Origin of the sequence: Mesorhizobium terrae (genome assembly GCF_008727715.1) — a bacterium.
GTDB lineage: Bacteria > Pseudomonadota > Alphaproteobacteria > Rhizobiales > Rhizobiaceae > Mesorhizobium > Mesorhizobium terrae.
This window is the reverse complement of sequence record NZ_CP044218.1, coordinates 5,699,877-5,723,194: the sequence shown is the minus strand read 5'-3', so window position 1 is coordinate 5,723,194 and position 23,318 is coordinate 5,699,877. Positions and strand designations below refer to the sequence as shown.

22 protein-coding genes are annotated in these 23,318 nt (G+C 63.4%); 15 read left to right on the top strand and 7 right to left on the bottom strand.

The window, feature by feature from the left end; all coding sequences use genetic code 11:
• Positions 1-172 precede the first annotated feature (172 nt).
• The 7 genes from cpaB to FZF13_RS28650 are packed head-to-tail and all read left to right on the top strand — an operon-like array spanning position 173 to position 8,154.
• Positions 173-985: a Flp pilus assembly protein CpaB gene (gene cpaB, locus FZF13_RS28680; RefSeq protein WP_024922328.1), complete on the top strand. Its 813-nt coding sequence runs from the start codon at positions 173-175 to the stop codon at positions 983-985.
• Complete coding sequence (locus FZF13_RS28675; protein WP_024922329.1) at positions 982-2,514, top strand: type II and III secretion system protein family protein; 1,533 nt, start codon at positions 982-984, stop codon at positions 2,512-2,514. The genes cpaB and FZF13_RS28675 overlap by 4 nt, the downstream gene beginning before the upstream one ends.
• Positions 2,515-2,528: 14 nt before the next feature.
• Positions 2,529-3,254 carry a CpaD family pilus assembly protein gene (locus tag FZF13_RS28670; RefSeq protein ID WP_024922330.1) on the top strand — a complete coding sequence of 242 codons (726 nt, stop codon included), beginning with the start codon at positions 2,529-2,531 and terminating at the stop codon, positions 3,252-3,254.
• Positions 3,255-3,284: 30 nt separating this feature from the next.
• Positions 3,285-4,568, top strand: a complete 1,284-nt coding sequence (locus FZF13_RS28665; RefSeq protein WP_024922331.1) for a CpaE/TadZ family protein — start codon at positions 3,285-3,287, stop codon at positions 4,566-4,568.
• 27 nt (positions 4,569-4,595) lie between these two features.
• A complete protein-coding gene (locus FZF13_RS28660) occupies positions 4,596-6,086 on the top strand; it encodes an ATPase, T2SS/T4P/T4SS family (protein WP_024922332.1) in 1,491 nt (496 codons plus the stop codon).
• Between the two features lie 29 nt (positions 6,087-6,115).
• A complete protein-coding gene (locus tag FZF13_RS28655) occupies positions 6,116-7,129 on the top strand; it encodes a type II secretion system F family protein (protein WP_024922333.1) in 1,014 nt (337 codons plus the stop codon).
• Between the two features lie 5 nt (positions 7,130-7,134).
• Entirely contained in the window at positions 7,135-8,154 is a 1,020-nt protein-coding gene (locus tag FZF13_RS28650) for a type II secretion system F family protein (RefSeq protein ID WP_024922334.1), read from the top strand.
• A 123-nt stretch (positions 8,155-8,277) separates the two neighbouring features.
• Here the strand turns inward: FZF13_RS28650 and FZF13_RS28645 are convergent, their stop codons facing one another.
• Positions 8,278-9,111 carry a tetratricopeptide repeat protein gene (locus tag FZF13_RS28645; protein ID WP_024922335.1) on the bottom strand — a complete coding sequence of 278 codons (834 nt, stop codon included), beginning with the start codon at positions 9,109-9,111 and terminating at the stop codon, positions 8,278-8,280.
• A gap of 122 nt (positions 9,112-9,233) precedes the next feature.
• Between FZF13_RS28645 and FZF13_RS28640 the strand changes: the two genes are divergently transcribed.
• The 3 genes from FZF13_RS28640 (at position 9,234) to FZF13_RS28630 (ending at position 11,921) form a co-directional block, all read left to right on the top strand.
• Entirely contained in the window at positions 9,234-10,592 is a 1,359-nt protein-coding gene (locus FZF13_RS28640; protein WP_024922336.1) for a leucyl aminopeptidase family protein, read from the top strand.
• Between the two features lie 94 nt (positions 10,593-10,686).
• Entirely contained in the window at positions 10,687-11,037 is a 351-nt protein-coding gene (locus FZF13_RS28635) for a MarR family transcriptional regulator (RefSeq protein ID WP_024922337.1), read from the top strand.
• 23 nt (positions 11,038-11,060) lie between these two features.
• Entirely contained in the window at positions 11,061-11,921 is an 861-nt protein-coding gene (locus FZF13_RS28630; RefSeq protein WP_024922338.1) for a C40 family peptidase, read from the top strand.
• Positions 11,922-11,924: 3 nt separating this feature from the next.
• Here FZF13_RS28630 and moaB read toward each other — a convergent pair whose 3' ends face one another.
• The 6 genes from moaB to FZF13_RS28600 form a co-directional block, all read right to left on the bottom strand.
• On the bottom strand, positions 11,925-12,482 hold the full coding sequence (gene moaB, locus FZF13_RS28625; RefSeq protein ID WP_024922339.1) for a molybdenum cofactor biosynthesis protein B: 558 nt from the start codon (positions 12,480-12,482) through the stop codon (positions 11,925-11,927).
• Positions 12,469-13,353 carry a 4-(cytidine 5'-diphospho)-2-C-methyl-D-erythritol kinase gene (locus tag FZF13_RS28620; protein ID WP_024922340.1) on the bottom strand — a complete coding sequence of 295 codons (885 nt, stop codon included), beginning with the start codon at positions 13,351-13,353 and terminating at the stop codon, positions 12,469-12,471. Before FZF13_RS28620 ends, moaB begins: the two co-directional genes overlap by 14 nt.
• A 38-nt stretch (positions 13,354-13,391) precedes the next feature.
• Entirely contained in the window at positions 13,392-13,577 is a 186-nt protein-coding gene (locus tag FZF13_RS28615; protein ID WP_024922341.1) for a hypothetical protein, read from the bottom strand.
• An 82-nt stretch (positions 13,578-13,659) separates the two neighbouring features.
• Positions 13,660-14,523 (bottom strand): S49 family peptidase, encoded by an 864-nt coding sequence (locus FZF13_RS28610; protein ID WP_024922342.1) that lies wholly within the window; start codon positions 14,521-14,523, stop codon positions 13,660-13,662.
• A gap of 84 nt (positions 14,524-14,607) precedes the next feature.
• The gene (locus FZF13_RS28605) at positions 14,608-15,399 is read right to left on the bottom strand and encodes a tRNA1(Val) (adenine(37)-N6)-methyltransferase (protein WP_024922343.1); all 792 of its coding nucleotides are present in this window, start codon (positions 15,397-15,399) and stop codon (positions 14,608-14,610) included.
• Positions 15,396-15,620, bottom strand: a complete 225-nt coding sequence (locus tag FZF13_RS28600) for a putative signal transducing protein (RefSeq protein WP_024922344.1) — start codon at positions 15,618-15,620, stop codon at positions 15,396-15,398. The genes FZF13_RS28605 and FZF13_RS28600 overlap by 4 nt, the downstream gene beginning before the upstream one ends.
• A gap of 155 nt (positions 15,621-15,775) precedes the next feature.
• Here FZF13_RS28600 and FZF13_RS28595 point away from each other — a divergent pair, with 155 nt between their 5' ends.
• The 5 genes from FZF13_RS28595 to glyS all read left to right on the top strand — a co-directional run bounded on the left by FZF13_RS28595 (position 15,776) and on the right by glyS (position 23,246).
• A complete protein-coding gene (locus tag FZF13_RS28595) occupies positions 15,776-16,792 on the top strand; it encodes a polyprenyl synthetase family protein (RefSeq protein WP_024922345.1) in 1,017 nt (338 codons plus the stop codon).
• A gap of 221 nt (positions 16,793-17,013) precedes the next feature.
• On the top strand, positions 17,014-18,774 hold the full coding sequence (locus FZF13_RS28590; protein ID WP_024922346.1) for a tetratricopeptide repeat protein: 1,761 nt from the start codon (positions 17,014-17,016) through the stop codon (positions 18,772-18,774).
• Between the two features lie 332 nt (positions 18,775-19,106).
• Positions 19,107-20,051 carry a glycine--tRNA ligase subunit alpha gene (locus FZF13_RS28585; RefSeq protein ID WP_024926654.1) on the top strand — a complete coding sequence of 315 codons (945 nt, stop codon included), beginning with the start codon at positions 19,107-19,109 and terminating at the stop codon, positions 20,049-20,051.
• Positions 20,052-20,060: 9 nt separating this feature from the next.
• Positions 20,061-20,537 (top strand): DUF4262 domain-containing protein, encoded by a 477-nt coding sequence (locus tag FZF13_RS28580; RefSeq protein ID WP_024926655.1) that lies wholly within the window; start codon positions 20,061-20,063, stop codon positions 20,535-20,537.
• A gap of 396 nt (positions 20,538-20,933) precedes the next feature.
• Positions 20,934-23,246: a glycine--tRNA ligase subunit beta gene (gene glyS / locus FZF13_RS28575; protein WP_024926656.1), complete on the top strand. Its 2,313-nt coding sequence runs from the start codon at positions 20,934-20,936 to the stop codon at positions 23,244-23,246.
• The last annotated feature ends 72 nt before the right edge of the window (positions 23,247-23,318 follow it).

The window sequence follows — 23,318 nt, the reverse complement described above, 5'->3', positions numbered from 1 at the left end:
CCGCAGAGAGAAAGGTATCCGGTCATCCCGGGGAGCCCGCATCGGGCTATCGTTCAAATTTGTATAAACACTAAATTAATCACGATCGTAAGCATTCCATTAACCGTAATTTGACGATTTCGGCAGCACAGTCCGGCCTGGCTAGATGGCTTGGTAGGGCGAGGTTGGACGAATGCCGGCATCCCGTTTGATTATCTTGGGCGTGGCCGCTGCCGCGGCCGGCGGGGCTGGCTATGTGGCCAAGAACATGGCTGTTCCAGTGCCGCAGATCATCGAGGCGGGCCCGCAGCAGCCAGCGATCGCCCTTCAGGATGTTCTGGTGCTCGGCGGCGACGTGCCGATGGGAAGCCCGATCCAAGCCAATCTTAAATGGGAGTCCTGGCCCCAGGACGGCGTCAATCCCAATTTCATCACCCGCGCCAACGAGCCGGATGCCTTGGACAAGCTGAAAGGCTCGGTCGCGCGCGTGGCTCTCTACTCCGGCGAGCCGTTGCGGCGATCGAAACTGGTCGACGGCGGCAAGAGCTTCATGTCGTCGATCCTGCCGTCCGGCACGCGCGCGGTGGCTACCGCGATCGCGGCCGATACTTCGGCTGGCGGCTTCATCCTGCCGAACGATTTCGTCGACGTCATCATGGTCCGCAAGTCCGATCCGGCGGCGGGCGCCGGCGGCGGGTTCACCAGCGAGACCATCTTGAAGAACATCCGCGTGCTCGCCATCGACCAGACGATCCAGGAAGACGAGGAAGGCAAGAAGACGCGCGTCGGCCAGACGGCGACGCTGGAGCTGACGCCGCAACAGGCCGAGATCATCACCGTCGCCCAGCAGATGGCGGACCGCCTGACGCTTGCGCTGCGCTCGGTCAAGGACGCGCAGGAAAAGGCGACCGGTGAAGCCGACTACCTCGTTAATGGCAACGGCCGTCGCGGCACCGTTCGCCTCATCAAATCCGGTGAAGTTTCCGAAGTGGGAGCAAGGAAATGAGGCTGAACGCCAAATCGCGGATCGCCGCTGCCCTCGCCGCCGCTCTCCTGCTTCTGGGTGTTGATACGCTTGGGACGATTGGGGTCAACGCCGCGAACGCCAAGGCGCGCGTCGGCAACAGCGTCGCTGGCCAGCGCGTCAAGCTCGGCTTGAACAAATCGGTGGTGATCGACCTGCCGAACGATGCCTACGACATCCTCGTTGCCAATCCGAGTGTCGCGGACGCCGTGACGCGAACCTCGCGCCGCATCTACCTGTTCGGCAAGGCGGTGGGCGAAACCAACATCTTCGTCTTCGGCGCGAATGGCGAGCAGATCGTCAGCCTCGACCTTGCCGTCGAGCGGGACGTCGCCGGGCTGGAGGACTATCTCAAGCGCTTCATCCCGAATTCCAGCATCAAGGTTGAGCTTATCAACGACAACGTCGTGCTGACGGGCAACGTGGATACGCCGCTGGACGCCAAGCGCGCGGTCGATCTCGCGACTGCGTTCGTTACCGGCGGTGAAGCGACCACCGGTCAGTATTCGCAGACCGCGACGGGCGGTGACAGGAATAGTGGCGTCGCCATCGACAACCCGGATTTTACGCGCCAGAAGAGCCAGATCATCAATCTCATCCAGATCAGCGGCGAGGATCAGGTTACGCTGAAGGTGACCGTCGCCGAGGTGAGCCGCTCGGTGATGAAGCAGCTTGGCGTCAATATGGTGGGCAATGGCGGTTCCGATGGGATCAGCTGGAGCTCGTACAGCTCGCCGTCCTACGGTCTGGGCAAGCCGCTTTCCGCGTCGTCGGGCTTGGGGATCGGCAACTCGTCTTTGACGGCATATGTCAACGCCATGGAACAGGCCGGTGTCATGAAAACACTGGCCGAGCCGACATTGACGGCGGTTTCGGGCGAGAAGGCGACGTTCAAGGTTGGTGGCGAGTTCAATCTCATCACCTCAAGAACCAACGCCACATCGACAGACAACCAGAAGGGCGACGTCGTCTACGAGAAGGAGCGCCTCGAATATGGCATCGGGCTTGAGTTCCAGCCGGTCGTGCTCTCCGCCGGACGCATAAGCCTGAAGGTGCGGACCTCGGTTTCCGAACCGACGGCGGAAGGCGCGACAACGCTGGAAGGTTTAAGGGGTTTGCCGGGGACGACCTTGTTGTCGATCCGCAAGCGCCTCGCCGACACGACAATCGAGTTGCCCTCCGGAGGCTCGATGATGATCGCCGGTCTCGTCCGCGACGACATCAGGCAAGCCGTAGGCGGTCTGCCCGGGCTATCCAAGATTCCCGTACTCGGCGCCTTGTTCCGCAGCCGCGACTTCGTTCGCAACGAGACCGAGCTGGTCATCATCATCACGCCCTACCTGGCCCGACCGGTGGCGCGCAACGAACTGGCCAAGCCGGACGACAATTTCAACGCCGCCAGCGATGGCGCGGGCATGTTCCTCGGCCGCGTCAACCGCGTCTACGGCACCATGCAGACCGACAAACCCGCCGGCCGGTATCACGGCGTCGTCGGCTTCATCTACAAGTAAGCGGGGAGCGGAACATGTCCCATCAGGCAATTAAGACAATCTCGCTGGCGGCGACCCGCGTCCGCGTGTCCGGCCATCGGCTGGCAATACCGGCGGCCTTGGCGGCGGCGGTCCTATTGGCCGGTTGCGCAAACCGCGACTCAATCACGGTGGGCTCGGTCCCCGACGACTACCGTACCAATCATCCGATCATGATCTCGCAGCAGGATCAGACCATCGACATTCCGGTCGGCGCCAGCGACCGGGGGATGACCAAATCGCAGAGCCAGTCGCTACTGGGCTTTCTGGAGGGTTATGATCGCAGCGCCGGCACGGTGCTGACGATTTCCGTGCCCTCGGGCTCCGCCAACCAGATCGCTGCGCAATCCGCTGCCCGCGGCTTTGCTAAGGTCGCTGCCGCCAACGGGATACGCCGCGACCGGATCGCGTTCATCTCCTACGACGCCGGTGCCGCCGATGTCGCCGCACCCGTGCGCGTGACCTATTCGGCCATGCGCGCACACACCGACAAATGCGGGCGCTGGACGGGCGACATCGCCGATACGACCGACAACAAGCACTACACCAATTTCGGCTGTTCTTATCAGAACAACCTGGCGGCGCAGATTGCCAATCCGGCCGATCTGCTCGGTCCGCGCCAGCAGACCCCAGTCGACGCGACACGGCGCATGAAGGTTATCGACGGGTATCGCAACGCGCCGTTCTACACGCCGGCGCCGAGGCAGGAAGTTGATTACTGACAGCGGTTATCTGTCAGGGGACAGGATAAAATGACGAATCTGGCCTACGGCACCGCCGCGGAAGACGATGAAATAACGCAGCAGGAGCTTGCCGCCATGCAGGCGCTGCGGCCGATCCCGCGCATTTCGATCCAGGCGTTCTGTGAAACGGATGGCGTCGCCAATCCGATGGAGCGCGCCGGGCAGGACCGGCGCATGGCCAAGGCCCATCTCAAGGTTCATATGGGCGGCATCCCGACGGCTATCGAGTTCTACCATTCGGCGCCGACGCCCAACTTGATCGTGCTGGAAACGCGGGCGGAACCGAAAGAAATGCTCGATCAGCTGGGAAGGCTGGCCGAACATTGCGATCCATCCTCGAAAGTGGTCGTCATCGGCCACTACAATGATGTCGGGCTTTATCGGGAGCTCATTCGCTCCGGCATTTCCGAATATGTGGTGGCGCCAGTGTCGATGGCCGACATCGTGGCGGTCGTCGCCTCGATCTTTGTCGATCCGGAATCGGAACCTATCGGCCGCTCGGTCGCCTTTGTCGGTGCCAAGGGCGGGGTCGGCTCCTCCACGATAGCCCACAACGTCGCCTGGGCGATGTCGTCGCTGTTCAAATCGGAAGTTGTCGTCGCTGACCTCGATCTCGCCTTCGGCACGGCCAACATCAATTTCGACCAGGACCCGGCCCAAGGTATCGCCGAGGCGGTCTTTTCGCCGGAGCGCATCGACGAGGTCTATCTCGACCGCCTGCTGGCGCAATGCGCGGAGCATCTGTCTCTGCTCGCCGCGCCGTCGACGCTGGAACGCGTCTATGATTTCGAGCCGGAAGCCTTCTCCCACATCATCGACACGGCGCAGCGCAGCGCGCCGATGCTGGTGCTCGACGTTCCGCATATCTGGAGCGGTTGGAGCAAGAACACGCTGATCAAAGCCGACGAGATCGTCATCACGGCCACGCCGGAGCTGGCCAATCTGCGCAACACCAAGAACATGGTCGACATGCTCAAGCGGCTGCGCCCCAACGATCCGCCGCCCAGGCTGATCCTCAACCAGGCTGGTGTGCCGAAGCGGCCCGAAATCTCGGCCGCCGATTTCGCCGAGCCGCTTGGCATTTCGCCTATTGCCGTGATCCCGTTCGAACCGCTGTTGTTTGGCAACGCGGCCAACAACGGCCGCATGCTGGGCGAGATGGATGCCAAGAACCCGGTCGTCGCCATCGTCAACGAGATCGCGCATGTGCTGACGGGCCGCAGCGAGCCCAAGACAAGGAAGAAAGCCGGGCTTGGCGGTCTTCTCGGTAAATTCCGGCGTGGCAAGAAGTGACCGCGCAAGCGGGATTGGTAGTTGATCATGTTTGGTAAGAGAGGCAACGACGACACGAGCCGCACGGTGCCGGAATTCCGGCAGCCGGCGCCTGTGGCGTTGGAGGCCGCACCTTCGCGGCCCTCGGCTCCTGTCGCGCCTCAGCTTGGGCCCACCCCGTCCGCCGCCCCAGCCCGGCGCATGGTCGATGCGCCCGCCATGGCGCCCGAACCACGCCGTGGGTCGCGCGAGCGCGGCGAAGCCTATTACGACACCAAGAGCCAGGTGTTTTCGGCGCTGATCGACACGATCGACCTGTCGCAGCTGGCCAAGCTGGATCCCGAAAGCGCGCGCGAAGAAATCCGCGACATCGTCAACGACATCGTCGCGATCAAGAATTTCGCGATGTCGATCGCCGAGCAGGAGGACCTGCTCGAGGACATCTGCAACGACGTTCTGGGTTACGGGCCGCTGGAGCCTTTGCTGGCGCGCGACGACATCGCCGACATCATGGTCAACGGTTCCCACAACGTCTACATCGAGGTGAACGGCAAGGTTGAGACGACGGGTATCCGTTTCCGCGACAACCAGCAGCTTCTCAACATCTGCCAACGCATCGTTTCCCAGGTCGGCCGCCGCGTCGACGAATCCTCACCAATCTGCGACGCGCGCCTGCCGGACGGTTCGCGCGTCAACGTCATTGCGCCGCCGCTTGCCATCGACGGCGCCGCGCTGACCATCCGCAAGTTCAAGAAGGACAAGCTGACCCTCGATCAACTGGTCCGCTTCGGCGCGATATCGCCGGAGGGCGCCGAGGTTCTCAAGATCATCGGCCGTGTCCGCTGCAACATCGTCATCTCCGGCTCCACCGGTTCCGGCAAGACCACGCTGCTCAACTGCCTGACCAACTATATCGATCGCGAGGAACGCATCATCACCTGCGAGGACTCGGCAGAGCTGCAACTGCAGCAGCCGCATGTGGTGCGCCTCGAAACGCGTCCGCCCAATCTTGAGGGCGAAGGCGAGGTGACTATGCGCGATCTGGTCAAGAACTGCCTGCGCATGCGTCCCGATCGCATCATTGTCGGCGAAGTGCGTGGACCTGAGGTGTTCGACCTGTTGCAGGCCATGAACACCGGCCATGACGGCTCTATGGGCACCATCCACTCCAACAGCCCGCGCGAGTGCCTGAACCGTATCGAATCGATGGTCGCCATGGGCGGTTACACGCTGCCGCAAAAGACGGTGCGCGAAATCGTCGTCGGTTCGGTGGACATCATCATCCAGGCAGCACGCCTGCGTGACGGTTCCCGCCGCATCACCCACATCACCGAAGTGATTGGCATGGAAGGCGACGTCATCATCACGCAAGACCTCGTCCTCTATAACATCAAGGGCGAGGATGCGAATGGCAGGCTGATCGGAGAGCACGTGTCGACCGGCATCGGGCGGCCGCATTTCTGGGATCGGGCGCGCTATTATGGCGAGGAACAACGCCTGGCTGCCTCGCTCGAGGCCATGGAGAAGCGGGCGGAATGACGGCCCTGAAGGTTTGAGGAACCTTGCCGATGTTCGGTATCGACACCACGGTTCTGGCTTTCGTCCTGCTGGCCGGCATCAGCGCCGGCGCGGTGGCCTATGCCTTGCTGTTCAAGCGCATGAGCGTGGAAAAGCAGGTCGGCAAACGACTGGAGACGATCAAGGCGGCCGAGACCGACCGCGCCGTGGTCAAGGCTGCCCGTGACAAGATGAACGAGGCGGCCAAGCGCCGCAAATCGCTGCAGGACACACTCAAGGACCTCGACGACAAGCAGAAGGCGAACACGCGCACCGTCAAGAGCCCGCCGCTGAGGATACAGATCCGGCAGGCTGGGCTCTCCATGACGATGGAGCGCTTCTATGTCTATTCGGCGCTTTGCGGTCTCGTGCTCGGCATATTGGTATTTTTCCTGGGCGCGCCGCTCTTTGCGGTTCCGGCGGCCGTGCTTGTCGGCGGCCTCGGCCTGCCGCGCTGGTTCATCTCGATTTGCCGCAAACGCCGGGTCAAGGCGTTTCTCAACGAATTTCCCAACGCGCTCGACGTCATCGTGCGCGCGGTGAAGTCAGGCCTGCCGCTCAACGACGGCATCCGCCTGATCGCCAATGAATCGGCCGAACCAGTCAAGGGCGAATTCCGGCGCATCGTCGACGCGCAGCAACTGGGCTTGTCGATCCCGGATGCCGCATTGCGCATGCCGGAGACCATGCCGTGCCCGGAGGCCGGCTTTTTCGGCATCGTCATCCAGATCCAGGCGCAGGCCGGCGGTAACCTTTCGGAAGCGCTCGGTAATCTTTCGCGCGTGTTGCGCGACCGCAAGAAGATGAAGGCCAAGGTTCAGGCACTGTCGATGGAAGCGAAGGCGTCGGCCGTTATCATCGGCGCGCTGCCGTTCATCGTCGCGTTCCTCGTCTACCTGACCAGCCCGAACTACCTGATGCCGCTGTTCTTCACGAGCACCGGCCATCTTATCCTCGGCTTCTCCGCGATCTGGATGTCGATCGGCATCTTGGTGATGCGCCGCATGATGAACATCGAGATCTAACGGCCATGAGCGGACAGACCATCAAAACCCTGACCGACCCGACCTTCCTGATCGCCATCCTGGTGGCGATCGCGGTGTTCGCCACCGCGTTCACGCTTCTGCCGGCATTCGCCCGCGATCCGCTCAAGGCGCGGATGAAGTCGGTGGCGCTGGAGCGCGAGGAACTGCGCGCCAAGCAACGCGCCCGCCTGGCTGCCGAAGCGGATCGGCGCCGCAAGGGCCTGCGCGAAGAGCAGTCGGTCGGCATGCGCAACATCGTCGAGAGGCTCGACCTCAAACGGGCGCTGGCCGACGAAGGCACCATGCAGAAACTCAAGATGGCGGGTTTTCGCGGCCAGAACCCGCTCACCAGGTTCCTGTTCTTCCGCCTCGTGCTGCCTTTTGCCGGCTTCGCCGTGGCCATCTTCTACGTCTTTGTGGTTGGCACTCTTTCGGAGCAGCCCCTCATCGTGAGGTTGTTCGTCTGCATCGTCGGTGCCTATGTCGGTTTCTACATTCCGGTCCTCTACGTTTCCAACAGAGCCACCAAGCGCAAGCAAGCGATCACGAAAGCCTGGCCGGACGCGCTCGACCTCATGCTGATCTGCGTGGAATCGGGCATGTCGGTGGAAGCGGCGATGCGGAAAGTCGCCGACGAAATCGGCGCGCAGTCAGTGGAGTTGGCCGAGGAATTCATCCTGACCACCGCCGAGCTCTCTTATCTGCAGGAGCGCAAGCAGGCTTATGAAAACCTAGCAGGTCGTACCGGCCTCGATTCCGTCAAGGCTGTGTCGCAGGCGCTGATCCAGGCCGAACGCTACGGCACGCCGGTTGCTCACGCCTTGCGCGTGCTTGCCTCCGAAAGCCGTGACATGCGCCTGAACGCGGCCGAGAAGAAGGCGGCGGCGCTGCCGCCCAAGCTGACCGTGCCGATGATCCTGTTCTTCCTGCCGGTGTTGTTCGCCATCATCCTCGGGCCGGCCGGTATCACCATCAGCGAGCGTGGCGTATTCGGCGATAAGCCGCACTCGACCGAACAGCAATAGTAGGCCAAGCAACCCACTCGTCTGCAGCGAACAGGGAGCCGCGACGCCTCTTCGGCGGGTTTCGGAGTGTTGCTGTGAGCTTGGCCTTTGTCTTGGCCATGCGCCCGTTGCGGCCGGGCGTCGCTAGTTGACCGCCTTGGCGGCCTGCGACTTGGACTTGTCCTGCGCCTTCAGCTGATTCCAGGCGTTCTGCTGCGAAAGCATCTGTCTGAGATAGGCGACATTGGCCTGTGCCTGCTCGGGCGACAATTCCTGCGAGGCGATCTTTTCAGCCTCGTCGAAGCGGCCTTGCAGGCCGACGGCAAGTGCCAGGTTCTGGCGCACGCGGCTGTCGGCGTTGGGCTGCGAGGAGGCCGACCGGAGATAAGTTTCGGCTGTGCGCAAATCACCTTCCAGCAGGTAGGACATGCCGAGATTGGACAGGATTGATGGCTCGTTCGGTTTCAGGTCCTGCGCCTTGCGGTAGAGCTGGCGCGCTTCGTCGCGCTGGCCGAGCTGGTCGAGGATGGCGCCTTCGGCCGACACCAGTCTCCAGTCCGGATATTCCGGCGTCTGCGCGCGGCGCACCGCGTCCAGCGCCGGTTCGAACTGGCCGTTGGCGGCCAGTGCCTTGCCATAGGCGGCAAGCACGTCGCGGTCCTTCGGATAGGAAATGGCCAGCTTGCGCATCACCGCCAGCGACTGATCGGCGTCGCCGTTCATCTGCAGCACCGTCGCATACTTTAGCGCGATGTTCTTGTCGGTCGGATTGCTCGCATAGGACTGACCCAAGCGGGCCGTGGCATCGCGCAATTCGCCGGAGCTCATCAGTTCCACCGGCTTGCCGCTGGTGCGGCCGATCGAGCCGGTCGACATCCGGTCGGTGCCGCAGCCCGCAACACCCACGGCAAGCACGGCCACGAAAGCGGCGGTCAGCAGCCGCTTGCCGGTCGCGCTGGCGGGGAGGGTGATGGGCATGGGGGCGGGCTCCATTCTTCCGGGGGCCGTTCGCCGGCCGTCTTCCCTAGCCGAGAAATATTCTGTTAACCCTAATGGATCGTTAATAGCGCCGAGTCTGCGGCGTAGTTGGAGCGTTGAAAATGCCTGTCGAGCTTGTCGAAAAGAAACCGCGCAAGGCCTTGCCCGTCCATCTGGTTCGCAAGGACGGTCTGGAGACAGCAGGTCTTTCGCCGCAAGCTCTTGCATGGGCCAAGGCCAACGGTTTTTTGGGCGAGGCGGGCAAGACGCTGGTTCTGCCTGGCAAGGACGGAGAGCTGAGCGGCGCGCTGTTCGGCCACGGCGAGGGATCGCTGCAACTCGGCGCCCTGGCTAAGGCGCTGCCGGAGGGCGATTGGCATTTCGCCGATGTTCCGGCCGATCCGGAACTCGCGGCCCTGGCTCTGGCGCTCGGCGGTTATGTGTTCACCCGCTACGGCAAGAAACCGGGCAAGGCGCTGCGTTTTGTCTTGCCTGCGGGCGCGGACGCGGCGCGCGTCGCCAGCCTCGTGGAGGCCGTCCACCTTGTCCGGGATCTCGTCAACACACCGACCAGCGACATGGGCCCGGAAGCGCTGGAACAGGCCGTGCGGACACTGGCGCGCCGGCACAAGGCCGATGTCGCGGTGACCAAGGGCGACGATTTGTTGAAAAAGAACTTTCCGATGATCCATGCCGTCGGCCGTGCCTCGGCCGAGGCGCCACGGCTGATCGATCTGACCTGGGGGCTGAAAAATGCGCCAAAAGTGACATTGGTCGGCAAAGGGGTATGCTTCGACACCGGCGGTCTCGACATCAAGCCGTCGGCCTCGATGCTTCTGATGAAGAAGGACATGGGCGGCGCGGCCAATGTGCTGGGGCTTGCCTCGATGATCATGGCGGCGGGCTTGAAGGTCAGGCTGCGCGTGCTCATTCCGGCCGTCGAGAATTCGATCTCCGCCAACGCCTTCCGGCCGGGTGACGTACTCACCAGCCGCAAGGGCATCACCGTCGAGATCGGCAATACCGATGCCGAGGGCCGCCTTGTGCTGGCTGACGCACTGGCGCTTGCCGACGATGAAAAGCCGGAACTGCTGGTCGATATGGCGACGCTGACCGGCGCGGCGCGGGTGGCGCTCGGCCCCGATCTGCCGCCTTTCTATACCGATGACGAGACGCTTGCCGGCGAGCTGGCCGCGGCGGCCGTTGCGGTCGAGGACCCGTTGTGGCGCATGCCTTTGTGGAAGGCCTATGACGGGAAGCTCGCCTCCAAGGTGGCCGACATCAACAACGTCACCCCCGACAGTTTCGCCGGTTCGATTACCGCCGCGCTTTTCCTCAAGCGCTTCGTGGAGAAGGCGCAAAGCTGGGCGCATTTCGATATTTTCGCCTGGAACCCGTCCGAGCGTGCCTACGGGCCAGCCGGCGGCGAGGCGCAGGCGATCCGCGCGCTGGAACGGGTCATTTCGGGGCGCTTTGGCTGATGGTATCGCGCCCGGCGGGTAAGGGCGGCATTTGCAGCCACTCCTGCCGTTTGACTGAAACGGAAGCGAAACGATTTCCCGTCATACTGGAGGGATGTCGATTTCGCTGCGCCCCAGCCAGGCCTTGCGACTGTGGCAGCAGGTCATGCTGTCTCAGGTGCGTGACGACGCGCCGGACCTCACCGCGCGGCAGCTCGCGATCCTGCTCACCATCTATCTCGAACCGCCGCCGCATACGATCCGCGCGCTGGCGGTCCGGCTCGACGTCACCAAGCCTGTCATCACCCGGGCGCTCGACACGATGGGCGCCCTCAAGTTCGTTTCGCGCCATCGCGACGAGCTCGACAAGCGCAATGTCCTGGTCAAGCGCACTGTGGAAGGGGCGCTCTATGTCGAGCGCCTTGGCGATGATATCATCGCCAAGGCCCATGAATTGCCGATCTGACCCCGAACAGCAGAGTTACCGATTTGACTGCCCATGACGCTCGCCTGCACGCCTTTCGCACCGATCTTGCCGATATTCGCCTGAAGGGCGAGGTGGCGGCGGAACGCTTTGTTACCGGCCGACCGGCCCGCATTTCCGTCGCGGTCGCCGATCTGCGCCGCGCGCCACGTGCTGATTCCGGCATCGACACGCAGTTCCTGTTCGGTGACGAGGTGCTGATTTTCGACGAGGCGGAAGGCTGGGCCTGGGTGCAGGGCGAGCGCGACGGCTATGTCGGCTATGTCGCGGCGGCGGAACTCAGCGGTCGCGAGGCTGCCCCAACCCACATCGTCTCGGCGCCGCGCACCTTCGTCTATCCGGGGCCGGACCTGCGCTTCCCGCGTAGCGGGCAATTGTCGATGGGATCGACCGTGGCGGTCACCGGGGCTGCCGAGACGCGGGGCACCCGTTACGCTGTGCTGGCGTCGAGCGAAACAATGATTGCCGGCCATCTGCTGCCGATCGGCGATCATGCGCCGGATTATGTCTCGGTCGCCGAGATGTTCCTCGGCACGCCCTATCTCTGGGGCGGTGTCTCGGGTTTCGGCATCGACTGCTCGGGTCTGGTGCAGCTTTCCATGCGCATGGCCGGCCGCGATGTGTTGCGCGACACTGATATGCAGGTCTCGGCTCTGGGAGAGCTACTCGACATCGGGCCGGACTATTCCGGCTTGAAGCGCGGCGATCTGGTGTTCTGGAAAGGCCATGTCGCGATCATGACCGATGCCGAGATGATGATCCACGCAAACGGCCACACCATGACCGTGGCGCGCGAGGGGCTGAAGGAAGCGGTCGCCCGCATCGGCTATCTCTATGGCGGTCCGACCGCTTTCCGCCGGCCTTGAGGTTCAGGCGCTTTTGCCGCTGCCGCGCTTCAGGTGTTCATCCAGCCTGGGCATGATTTCCACGAAATTGCACGGCATGTGGCGGTAGTCGAACTGCGCCTTGAGGATGCCGTCCCAGGCATCCTTGCAAGCACCGGGCGAGCCCGGCAGCGCGAAGACGAAGGTGGCGTTGACGACGCCGGCCGTCGTCCGGGACTGGATCGTCGAGGTGCCGATCTTGTCGTAGGAGATGCGGTGGAAGACTTCCGAGAAGCCGTCCATGCGCTTCTCGAAAATCGGCTCCAGCGCCTCCGGCGTCACGTCGCGCCCGGTGAAGCCGGTGCCGCCGGTGGTAATGACCACGTCGATAGTGGGGTCCTCCGACCAGCCCAGAACCTTGTCGCGTATCTTGTCGCGATCGTCGGTGACGATCGCGCGGTCCGCCAGCACGTGCCCGGCTTCGACAATGCGGTCGGCCAGTGTCTGGCCGGATTTGTCGTCGGCGAGGTTGCGTGTGTCGGAGACGGTCAGCACTGCGATGCGGATCGGAATGAACGGCCGGCCGAGATCAGGCGTGTTCATGTGCGGAACCTTCCGATGCCATTGAGCGTGTCGCTGCAACGAACCAGTCTGGGTGGCGCGTTCGGATGGTGGCCGCCGCACGCTTGGCGACGTTGCCGGTCTCGAACAGGCCGAAACAGGTGGCGCCCGAGCCGGACATGCGGGCAAAACCTGCCCCGGCTTTCAGCAATGCCGCCCTTGCCTTGCCGATCAGCGGCGCGATTGCCTCGGCGGCGGGTTCAAGGTCGTTGCGTGTTATTTCAAGCCAGCCGCGCAAGCTGTGGAAGTCGATTGCCTTGGGCAGCGGCGGCAGACCTTCATTGTCGCGGCGCGCAAGCGTTGCGAAAACTGCGGCTGTGCCGACCGCAACGCCGGGATTGACCAGAACCAGCCCCAAAGCTGGGAAATCGGCTACCGTCGAGACAGTTTCGCCGGCGCCATGAGCCAGCAATGGCTGCGCCTTGAGGCACATCGGCAGGTCGGCGCCGAGCGAAAAGCCGATCCGCGCCAGTTCCGCTTCGCCGATGTCGAGGTTCCAGATCGAGGCCAGCGCGCGCAGCGTCGCCGCCGCATCGCTGGAACCGCCGCCGACGCCGGAGGCGACTGGCAGGTTTTTTTCAAGGGTGATGGCGACTGCCGGTGCCTTCAGCGGGCCGACATGGTCGCGCAGCGCGTCGCGCGCCTTGAGGATCAGATTGGTCTCGTCGGCCGGCACCAGGCCGGCAAACCGACCGGAGATGTCAAAGCGGTCCTGCTCCGCGCCTTGCGCCTCGACGCGGTCGCCGAAACGGGTGAACACAGCCAGGCTTTCGATGACGTGATAGCCGTCATCTCGCTTGCCGGTGACATGCAGTGCAAGATTGATCTTCGCGGGCGCCAGGCGGGCGTCCACGGCAGCATCTCTAACTGCGGGGTCGAGTTCTGCGGTGCTCAATCCTTGGCCAGCCGGTATTCGCCGGTCTTGGGATCCTTCACCAGGGTTCCCATCGTGCCGTTGGCCCGTTGCTGCTCGGCGCGCCGCACCTTGGCGGTCACGCGCTCGGCTTCCTTGATGAAGGAACGATATCCAACATAGGCGACGACGCCGACGACGATGAAGAAGACGATCTGCGGCATGTCAAAACTCCTTCCTCAATGGCCCTCCATCGCGGAGGTTCAGGTCGGGCAAGAAATTATCGTAGACCGTTCCCGTGGCTTTTCAAAGGCCGAAACGGCTCCACAATGCGCGTTCTTCCGCCGCATCGAACAGGGCATCGACGCCTGCCGCGGCCACGGCGGGAGCCGTGAGGCTCTGCGACGATCCGAACAGCCCGAAGCGGCTGAACAGTCCGCGCGGCTGGGTGACCAGCCGGAGTTGCGTCTTCGGGCCGAAACGCTGCTTGAGCACGCCGCGCATGTCGCCGAGGGAATCGACAAGGCCGAGTTCCTGCCCCTTCTTGCCGGACCAGAACAGGCCGGTGAACAGGTCCGGATCGTCCGCCAGCTTCGCCGCGCGCCGTTCCCTGACGAGATCGATGAAGGTCTCGTGCACCTCCAGCATCAGCGTTTCCAGCCGCTCGACGTCTTCCTTCTTCTCCGGTTGGAACGGGTCCATGGAAGACTTGTTCCGGCCGGCGGTGTGCACGCGGCGCTCGACGCCGATCTTCTTGATCAGGTCGGTGAAGCCGAACGTGCCCGAAATGACGCCAATCGAGCCGACGATGGAGGAGGGGTCGGCAATGATCTCGTCGCCGGCGACCGCGATCATGTAGCCGCCGGAGGCCGCGATATCCTCGACGAAGACCAGGACCTGCTTGTTCTTCTCGGCCGCCAGGTCGCGGATGCGCTTGTAGATCAGCCGCGACTGCACCGGCGAGCCGCCGGGCGAATTGATCGAGATCGCCACGGTCGGACCGGGGAAGGAGAATGCCTTTTCGATCAGGCCCGCGGTGGAAGCCAGCGACAGGCTCGGCCGGAACTGGCTGCCGCCTGCCATGATCGCGCCATGCAGCCTGATGACAGGCACAACGACATCGGTGGAGCGCCAGGATTTCGGCAGGATGGGGTTTAAAAGGCGACGCACGGGATGCGGTTCTCCAGTTTGAGCCCATGGTTTGAGCCTGTGGCATGTAGGCATTCGCCATGCGACGGCAATGGCGAAGCCGGTTCAATCTCCGAAAAGCGAGGCCACTCCGTTGCTGATGGCGTCCGCGCGCGGCAGCAGGCCCTTGTGGTTCGCGTCGTGCAGGACGAGCGGCGGCAGCAAGGCGAGCTTGCCGCGCAAACCGAGAAAGGCACGCAGGACGATGCGGATCGCGGCCTGATCGGCACGCGGATGCACCGGTATGATCTGGGCGCTGCCGAACCGGCCCGCCAGCGCGTCGAGGATCGCGACAAGCGATTCGGGTCGCGCGATGATCGCGATCCCGCCGCGCGGCTTGACCACGGCGGCGGCGCTGCGCACCCAGGCCTCGAACAGCCCGTCGTCCATCACATGCGCCTCGCGCCGCAAGGCATCGGGCGTTGCGCGGTCTTCGCCGGCATTGAACGGCGGATTCATGATGGCGAAATCGAATTTGTTGTCGGCCAGCCCGGCGGCGGTCCTTGCCTTGCCGACAAGCGTCACGTCGGCGCGCAACACCTCCACCCGGTCGCTGAGATGCTGGTTCGCCGGATGGCCGAGCGACGCCTCGGCGAAAGCGGCCATATCAGATGATCGTTCGACAAGCGTTGCCCGGGCGCGCTCGCAGCGCGAGACCACGGCGAGACCGGCAGCACCCGCGCCGGCGCCGAAGTCAGCCACCTGTCCGCAGAAATCGGACGGGACGGCTGCTGCCAGCATCATGGCGTCCATGCCGGCGCGGTGTCCGCCCTTGGCCGGCTGCACCAGCCAGAAGCCGCCGCGATGGAAGGCATCGACCGTGTGCTCGGGAACCGCGCCGGGCGCCGTCGCCGTCATGTCCGGCGGATTTCGTCGGCGATGCCAGCGTCGGTCAGGATCCGCCGCGCTTCGTCGATACGATCGCTCTCGACCAGGACACGGCGCGGCAGGATGCCGATCGACCCGTCGAGCACGCTCATATTCTGGTCGGCGGTGAGAAAACCGATGCCGGCGTCGCGCATCAGCGATTCGACAAAGGAGATGATGACAGCATCATTGGTGCGCAGGAGCTCGATCATGGCGGCAAAATCGCAGTTTGGATCAACGATGTAAACGGCACCGTCGGACGTCCCGTCCTGCGGCCCGCGCCAATTCGCCACTTGCCGTATACGCGCACGCCGCTAGAGTCTAAATCAAGGCAGTGTACGGTCGCGCGGCGGACGGGAGTATGGTTGTGGGTGTCGTTCTCAATCTCGAAGACGGGAAGCGGGAAGCCGCATCGATCAAGGATCTGATCGACCTGACGGCCGCTGATATGGGCCGCGTCAACGAGTTGATCCTGTCCAAGGCCGGTTCCGACGTGCAGATGATTCCCGAGATCGCCAATCACCTGATTTCCTCGGGCGGCAAGCGGTTGCGACCGATGCTGACCTTGGCGGCCGCGCAGATGTTCGGCTATTCCGGCGATGGCCACGTCAAGCTGGCGACCAGCGTCGAGTTCATGCATACAGCCACGCTGCTCCATGATGACGTGGTCGACGAGAGTGGCATGCGGCGTGGCAAGAAGACGGCGCGCATGATCTGGGGCAACCAGGCGAGCGTGCTGGTAGGCGACTTTTTGCTCGGTCAGGCCTTCCGCATGATGGTCGAGGTCGGTTCGCTGGACGCACTCGATATTCTTTCCACCGCCGCCTCCATCATCGCCGAAGGCGAGGTGATGCAACTCGCGGCCGCCAAGAACCTCGATACGACCGAGGACGAGCATTTCGCGGTCATCAAGGCGAAGACCGCGGCGCTGTTCTCCGCCGCCGCCGAAGTTGGCCCGGTGATCGCCTGCGCCTCGCGTACCGACCGCGCGGCGCTGCGTTCCTATGGCATGAATCTCGGCCTTGCCTTCCAGCTCATCGACGATGCGCTGGACTATGGCGGTTCGAGCAAGGACCTCGGCAAGAATGTCGGCGACGACTTCCGCGAGGGCAAGGTGACGCTGCCGGTGATCCTCGCCTATCGGCGCGGCACGGCGGCCGAGCGCACCTTCTGGAAACGCGCCATCGAGGAGAATGTCGCCGACGATGCCGGGTTGGAGAAGGCGATTGGCCTGATGACCCGCCATGGCGCGATCTCCGACACGATCAGCCGCGCCCGCCACTTCGGCGAGATCGCCCGCGACGCGCTGGCGCCGCTGGAAAAGACGCCGCAGAAGGCGGCGCTGATAGACGTCATCGATTTCTGCATCAGCCGCGTCAACTGACGTGAAACGCGGCCGGCCGCGTCAATGGCCACCGGTCTGGACGGGCCCGGGTTCGCCCTCGGCGGAGCGGACTGCCGCGCCATGCTTTGTTAAGGGGATGTCCGCATTGTGACCGCGAGTCGGATTGATGCGCGACCCCAAAAAGGCCATGCTTGACCGGAATGATGGATTCTTTGGCGATCCCCGCCGGAGCGGGTGATTGCCTGCCAGAAAGGATTACGATGCGGCAAAGACGTGTTCGCTGGCTCTCGGGCCTGGCCCTTCTCGCTGGTCTTGTGGCGCAGACGCAGGCCGGCCTGGCAAGCCAGGCGACGGATCCCGTTGAAATCAATTCGTTTTCGGGTGCCTATCTTTCGGCCAGGATCGCCGAGAACGACAACGATCTCGACAACGCCATCGCCTATTACAAGCAGGCATTGGCCTTCGCGCCCGAGGACACGCAGCTGCAGCAGAGCCTGATGTTGTCGCTGATCGCGCAGGGTCGCTTCGAGGAATCGCTGCCTTATGCCGACAAACTGAAGGAAGTGCCGGATGTCGAGCGTTTCTCGCGTCTGGCGCTGGCGGTCGACAGCTTCAAGAAGAAGGACTTCGCCAAGGCTCAGTACTGGCTGAAGCTCTCGCTCGGTGCCGATCTCGACAAGCTGATTTCCGGCGTCATGACCGGCTGGGCGATGCAAGGGGCCGGCCAGGGCGCCGATGCCATCGATTATGTGCGCAAGCTGGAAGGACCTGAATGGTTCGGCCTGTTCAAGTCGTTCCATCGTGGGCTGATCGCCGAGGCGGCCGGGCTGAACGACAAGGCCGACGCGGCCTATTCCGAAGCGATAGGCAACACCGCCGCCGGCAGCGCGGCACCCGAGACCTGGATGCGCGCCGCCCAGGCTTACGCCACCTTCCTGGCCCGCCAGGGCGACAAGGAAAAGGCGCTGTCCGTGCTCAAGCAGGCGGAGGAATTCGGTTCCGGCAAGGTCGAGATCGCGGCGCTGCGCGACAAGATCAACAAGGGCGACAAACCCGAACCGCTTGTCGCCGGCCCCGCCGACGGCGCGTCCGAGATTTTGCTCGATCTCGCCACCGCGCTTAACCGTGGCGGCGGCGAGCCCTTCGTGCGGCTTTATCTCGAATACGCGCTGGCGTTGAAGCCGGACGGCGACGCCGTGCTGGTGCAGCTTGCCGCCGTGGCCGAGCAGCTCAAGGACGGCAACCGCGCCATCGAGTTCTACCGTCGCATCCCGGCATCCTCGCCGTTGAAGGAAGTGTCGGAGCTGCAGACCGGCCTGAACCTCGCCGATCTCGGCCGCAACGACGAGGCGATCGCGCAGCTGAAGACGCTGGTCGAGGCCAATCCCGGAGACATGCGCGGCTATATGGCGCTCGGCGGCGTTTATTCCTCCAAGCAGGATTTCCGCTCGGCCGCCGATCTCTACGACAGGGCGGTCGCGGCGCTGAAAAAGCCGACCAAGGCCGACTGGAATATCTTCTACCAGCGCGGCATCGCTTACGAGCGGGTCAAGGAATGGCCCAAGGCCGAGCCGAATTTCCGCAAGGCGCTCGAGCTCTACCCGAACCAGCCGCAGGTGTTGAACTATCTCGGTTATTCCTGGGTGGACATGGGCACCAACCTCAAGGAAGCGCTGGATATGATCAAGAAGGCCGCCGACCTGCGGCCGAGCGATGGATACATCGTCGATTCGCTAGGTTGGGCCTACTACAAGCTCGGCCGCTACGATGACGCTGTGCGCGAAATGGAACGCGCCGTGCAGCTGAAGCCGGAAGACCCGGTGCTGAACGACCATCTGGGCGACGTCTACTGGCGCGTCGGCCGCAAGCTCGAAGCCACGTTCCAGTGGCGCCACGCGCGCGACCTGAAGCCGGAGCCCGACGTGCTGGCCTCGGTCGAGCAGAAATTGCTTAAGGGCCTGCCGCCGCTCGAGAACAAGACCGCGCAGGAAGCCCCGAAGCCCAAGCCCCCGAAGGGGTGAGAAGCGGTCCGCGTTAGCGGACGAAAAGCCAATTGCTTGGCTTTTCGAGCTTCGAACGCCCTGAGCCTGCGAGGGGCCGGGAAGCGGCCATGTAGCGAATTGGAAGGTCCGGTGGACCTTCCAAAGGGCTCGAACGCTGGGGAGCTGTCGCAGGCAGCGGGCGCCCGGCAGGTGAATCCCTAAGCTAACTGCTTGGCTTTTCGAGCTTCGTTGCAGGTATCGAACTCCGGTGAGGGGAAGATCAGCGTCTTCCTTCCACCACCACTTGCCTTGACGCTCTCAGAGCAGGGCACTAGGGAGTGGCGCATTCCGCAGCACCCATCGAGGCCGCCGTGACCGCCGAACTTCCAGCAAATCTCGATCCCAAGCGCTCGTTCCAGGGCCTGATCCTGACCCTGCATAATTACTGGGCCGCGCATGGTTGTGTCATCCTGCAGCCCTACGACATGGAAGTGGGCGCCGGTACCTTCCACCCGGCGACGACGTTGCGGGCGCTCGGTCCACGCCGCTGGAACGCTGCCTATGTACAGCCGTCGCGCCGGCCGAAGGACGGCCGCTACGGCGAGAACCCGAACCGGCTGCAGCACTACTATCAGTATCAGGTCATCCTGAAGCCCAATCCGCCGAACCTGCAGGAGCTCTATCTCGGCTCGCTGAAAGCGATCGGCATCGACCCGCTGCTGCACGACATCCGCTTCGTCGAGGACGATTGGGAAAGCCCGACGCTCGGCGCCTGGGGCCTCGGCTGGGAGTGCTGGTGCGACGGCATGGAAGTGTCGCAGTTCACCTATTTCCAGCAGGTCTGCGGCATCGAATGCGCGCCGGTCGCCGGCGAACTGACCTACGGGCTGGAGCGGTTGGCCATGTATGTACAGGGCGTCGACAATGTCTACGACCTGAACTTCAATGGCATGGAAGGGCCGGACCGCGTGTCCTACGGCGAGGTCTTCCTGCAGGCCGAGCAGGAATATTCGCGTCACAATTTCGAACACGCCAACACGGCCATGCTTTTGCGCCATTTCGAGGATGCCGAGGCCGAGTGCAAGGCGCTGCTCGATGCCGGTGCGCCGGCCTCGAACACCAACATCGCCATGCACAAGATGGTGTTCCCGGCCTACGACCAGTGCATCAAGGCCAGCCACGTCTTCAATCTGCTCGACGCGCGCGGCGTCATTTCGGTCACGGAACGCCAGAGCTACATTCTGCGCGTGCGCAACCTGGCCAAAGCCTGTGGCGAGGCGTTTCTGCTCACCGATGCGGGTGGTTTGGCGGCGTGAGGCGAAGCTGTGCCACAACCAACAGACGATGCGGAGCGAGAATTCCTTAGCATCATCGAGCGCTATCGCTGGCACGTGATGATGGTTGGCGCCGACGTGGACAGCCCGGGCTTTGCCTATTCCACGGGTATCTTCCGTTTGACCGGCATGCCCGAACTGATTGTCTTCAGTCTTGCTCTGGATGTCGCCCATTTCGTCATCAATGAATATGGGAATCGGGCCCATGCCGGTGAGAGTGTGTCTCCGGGCGCGTTTTACGACGGATTTGTGGAAGGCCATCCCGTGACTTTCCTTCGCGTGGATTCACCGGACCGAGATCGCGAATACACGACATGGACCAGTTGGTTCTACGACCGAAAACCCTTTCCTGTATTGCAATTGATCTATCCCGACAGCCGATCTGGGGCATTTCCCTGGCAGCCTGGCTACCGAGAGGAATGGCGTGATCTTCAGCCACTGCTTGGCTCCCTGCCTTCCCATCATTGAGAGCTGAAGTGGGCGTCGCTGTGCAGGATGGAGTAGGCGTTAGCGTAAAGATTGTACTGGGGTGAAGTGGGCAGAGGTCGCGAGTATCTGGAGCGCCCTGCGGGTGCCAGGCATTGCCAATGCACCGTGCACCTGCGCTGTAAAGCACGCGCCAAGCGCCAGGATCTGCAGCAATGTCGATGCGGTCTTCATGGTCTTCAGCCAATGGTTTCCCGTCCGGGCGGAAGCCCGCCCGGCGCTTCGTTTCGATGATGTCGCTGTGCCCTTAGGACGGCTCAGGCCGCCGCTTGCCGACATGCCCCGCGAAATTTTCAAAGGCTCGTGGCCATGCACCGAGGGTGACAGGGCGCGGGCGACTTGCTATTGCCGCGCCAGCCATCCCGTTTGAGACCGACCATGCCCGATCTTCTGCTTGAACTCCGTTCCGAGGAAATCCCAGCGCGCATGCAGCGCAAGGCTGCCGGCGACCTGAAGAAGATGCTGACTGACGGTCTGGTCGAGGCAGGTCTGACCTACGAAGCGGCACGCGAATACTGGACGCCGCGCCGGCTGACGCTCGACGTCCGCGGGCTCACCGCGCGCTCCAAGGATGTGCGCGAGGAAATCAAGGGCCCGTCCACCAAGGCGCCGGAGCAGGCCATCCAGGGTTTCCTGCGCAAGGCCGGCCTCGCCTCCGTCGCCGAGGCGCATGTCCATGCCGACCCGAAGAAGGGCGACTTCTACGTCGCCCACATCTCCAAGCCCGGCCGCGCCGCCGAGGAGGTCATCGCCGAGCTGGTGCCGGCCATCATCCGCACCTTCCCGTGGCCGAAGTCGATGCGCTGGGGCCCCGCCTCGGCCAAGCCCGGCGCGCTGCGCTGGGTACGTCCGCTGCAATCCATCGTCTGCACCTTCGGCCCCGAGACCGAGGAGCCGGTGGTGGTCGATTTCGAGATCGACGGCATCCGCGCCGGCAATGTCACCTATGGCCACCGCTTCCATGCGCCAGGCGCCATCACGGTCAAGCGCTTCGACGACTATGCGGCGAAGCTCGACGCGGCCAAGGTCGTCATCGACGCCGAGCGGCGCAAGGAGATCATCCTGGCCGACGCCCGCAACCTTGCCTTCGCCAACGGGCTCGACCTTGTCGAGGACGAGGGCCTGCTGGAGGAAGTTTCCGGCCTGGTCGAATGGCCGGTCGTCTTGATGGGCGAATTCGAGCAGGACTTTTTGGCCATTCCGCCGGAAGTGATCCGCCTCACCATCCGCGCCAACCAGAAGTGTTTCGTCACCCGCCCGCAAGGTGAGGCGGAGAACCTGTCCAACCGCTTCATCCTCACCGCCAACATCGAGGCGAAGGATGGCGGCGCCGAGATCGCGCATGGCAACGGCAAGGTGGTGCGTGCGCGCCTGTCGGACGCGCTCTATTTCTGGCACACCGATCAGGGCGATCTGCCGGACCTTGGCGCGCTGGAGGGTTCGGCGGCCAAGTTCGGTCTCGATCTGAAAAAGCCACTCGACCAGCGCATGGCGCGGCTCGATCACCTCAACGTCACTTTCCACGCCAAGCTTGGCACGCAGGGCGAACGCGTCCAGCGCATCCGCAGGCTGGCAACCGAGGTCGCGCCGGTCGTTGGTGCCGAGCCGGCGCAGGCCCAGCGCGCGGCGGTGCTGGCCAAGGCCGATCTGCAGACCGAAGTGGTCGGCGAGTTCCCGGAATTGCAGGGCGCCATGGGCCGCAAATACGCGTTGCTGCAAGGCGAGAGCATCTCCGTCGCCGCGGCGATCGAGGAACATTACAAGCCGCAAGGCCCGTCCGACCGCGTGCCGACCGATCCGGTTTCGGTTTCGGTAGCGCTGGCCGACAAGCTCGACACGCTGGTCGGCTTCTGGGCCATCGACGAGAAGCCGACCGGCTCCAAGGACCCTTATGCGCTGCGGAGAGCGGCGTTGGGCGTGATCAGGATTGTCGTTGAGAATGAGGTGCGGTTGGGGCTGAACCTTTCCTTCCATACCGCCAACAACCTCATCTCAGACCAATATTTCGCTAGAGTTGGTGTTGAGAAGCAGAGAGTCTCGGATCGAGCCGAATTGATAGGCGTCGAACTCAAAAAGAGTACAAGTCCAAGTTTCAAAGAAGTCACGAGAGCCGTTGCGGAAGATCAAGCGGCATCTGGCGTCGCGATGAACTGGGTAGTAGGCTCTGCTCGCGCCAACCTCCTCTCCTTCTTCCACGACCGCTTGAAAGTCTATCTCCGTGACCAGGGCGCGCGGCATGACCTGATCGACGCCGTCATCACGCCGGATGCCGACGATCTGTTGACCGTCGTTCGCCGCGTCGAGGCACTGGGCAAGCTGCTCGACACCGAGGACGGCAAGAACCTGCTCGCCGGCACCAAGCGCGCCGCCAACATCCTCGCCGCTGAGGAAAAGAAGGGCACGGCGGTCGCCGCCGCCGTCGACCCGGCATTGTTCCGCGAGGATGCCGAAAAGAAGCTGTTTTCCGCGATCGATCAGGCGGAAGCGCGGGCCGGCGAAGCCATTGGCAAGGAAGATTTTTCCGCAGCCATGGTGGCGCTCAGCGCGCTCCGCGAACCTGTCGATACCTTCTTCGACAAGGTCCTGGTCAATGAAGAGGATGTCGCCGTGCGGGCGAATCGTCTTGCGCTCTTGTCACGCATCCGCGCCGCCACCGACCGGGTCGCCGATTTCTCCAAGATCGCCGGCTGATAGCCGGAAATCGGAGCCCCCCCGGGCGCTCCGGCGAGGCATTTCAGGGACTTGTAAAATAGCCGCGCGAGC

What these genes read in the sequence shown, in the direction of transcription:
- FZF13_RS28665 (WP_024922331.1), top strand. Translation starts at nt 3,285, where the DNA reads ATGACGAATCTGGCCTACGGCACCGCCGCGGAAGACGATGAAATAACG.
- FZF13_RS28615 (WP_024922341.1), bottom strand. Translation starts at nt 13,577, where the DNA reads ATGCCGCAGATCGTCTTCTTCATCGTCGTCGGCGTCGTCGCCTATGTT.
- FZF13_RS28605 (WP_024922343.1), bottom strand. Translation starts at nt 15,399, where the DNA reads ATGACGGCGACGGCGCCCGGCGCGGTTCCCGAGCACACGGTCGATGCC.
- FZF13_RS28655 (WP_024922333.1), top strand. Translation starts at nt 6,116, where the DNA reads ATGTTCGGTATCGACACCACGGTTCTGGCTTTCGTCCTGCTGGCCGGC.
- FZF13_RS28670 (WP_024922330.1), top strand. Translation starts at nt 2,529, where the DNA reads ATGTCCCATCAGGCAATTAAGACAATCTCGCTGGCGGCGACCCGCGTC.
- FZF13_RS28590 (WP_024922346.1), top strand. Translation starts at nt 17,014, where the DNA reads ATGCGGCAAAGACGTGTTCGCTGGCTCTCGGGCCTGGCCCTTCTCGCT.
- moaB (WP_024922339.1), bottom strand. Translation starts at nt 12,482, where the DNA reads ATGAACACGCCTGATCTCGGCCGGCCGTTCATTCCGATCCGCATCGCA.
- cpaB (WP_024922328.1), top strand. Translation starts at nt 173, where the DNA reads ATGCCGGCATCCCGTTTGATTATCTTGGGCGTGGCCGCTGCCGCGGCC.
- FZF13_RS28660 (WP_024922332.1), top strand. Translation starts at nt 4,596, where the DNA reads ATGTTTGGTAAGAGAGGCAACGACGACACGAGCCGCACGGTGCCGGAA.
- FZF13_RS28640 (WP_024922336.1), top strand. Translation starts at nt 9,234, where the DNA reads ATGCCTGTCGAGCTTGTCGAAAAGAAACCGCGCAAGGCCTTGCCCGTC.
- FZF13_RS28650 (WP_024922334.1), top strand. Translation starts at nt 7,135, where the DNA reads ATGAGCGGACAGACCATCAAAACCCTGACCGACCCGACCTTCCTGATC.
- glyS (WP_024926656.1), top strand. Translation starts at nt 20,934, where the DNA reads ATGCCCGATCTTCTGCTTGAACTCCGTTCCGAGGAAATCCCAGCGCGC.
- FZF13_RS28645 (WP_024922335.1), bottom strand. Translation starts at nt 9,111, where the DNA reads ATGCCCATCACCCTCCCCGCCAGCGCGACCGGCAAGCGGCTGCTGACC.
- FZF13_RS28635 (WP_024922337.1), top strand. Translation starts at nt 10,687, where the DNA reads ATGTCGATTTCGCTGCGCCCCAGCCAGGCCTTGCGACTGTGGCAGCAG.
- FZF13_RS28600 (WP_024922344.1), bottom strand. Translation starts at nt 15,620, where the DNA reads ATGATCGAGCTCCTGCGCACCAATGATGCTGTCATCATCTCCTTTGTC.
- FZF13_RS28675 (WP_024922329.1), top strand. Translation starts at nt 982, where the DNA reads ATGAGGCTGAACGCCAAATCGCGGATCGCCGCTGCCCTCGCCGCCGCT.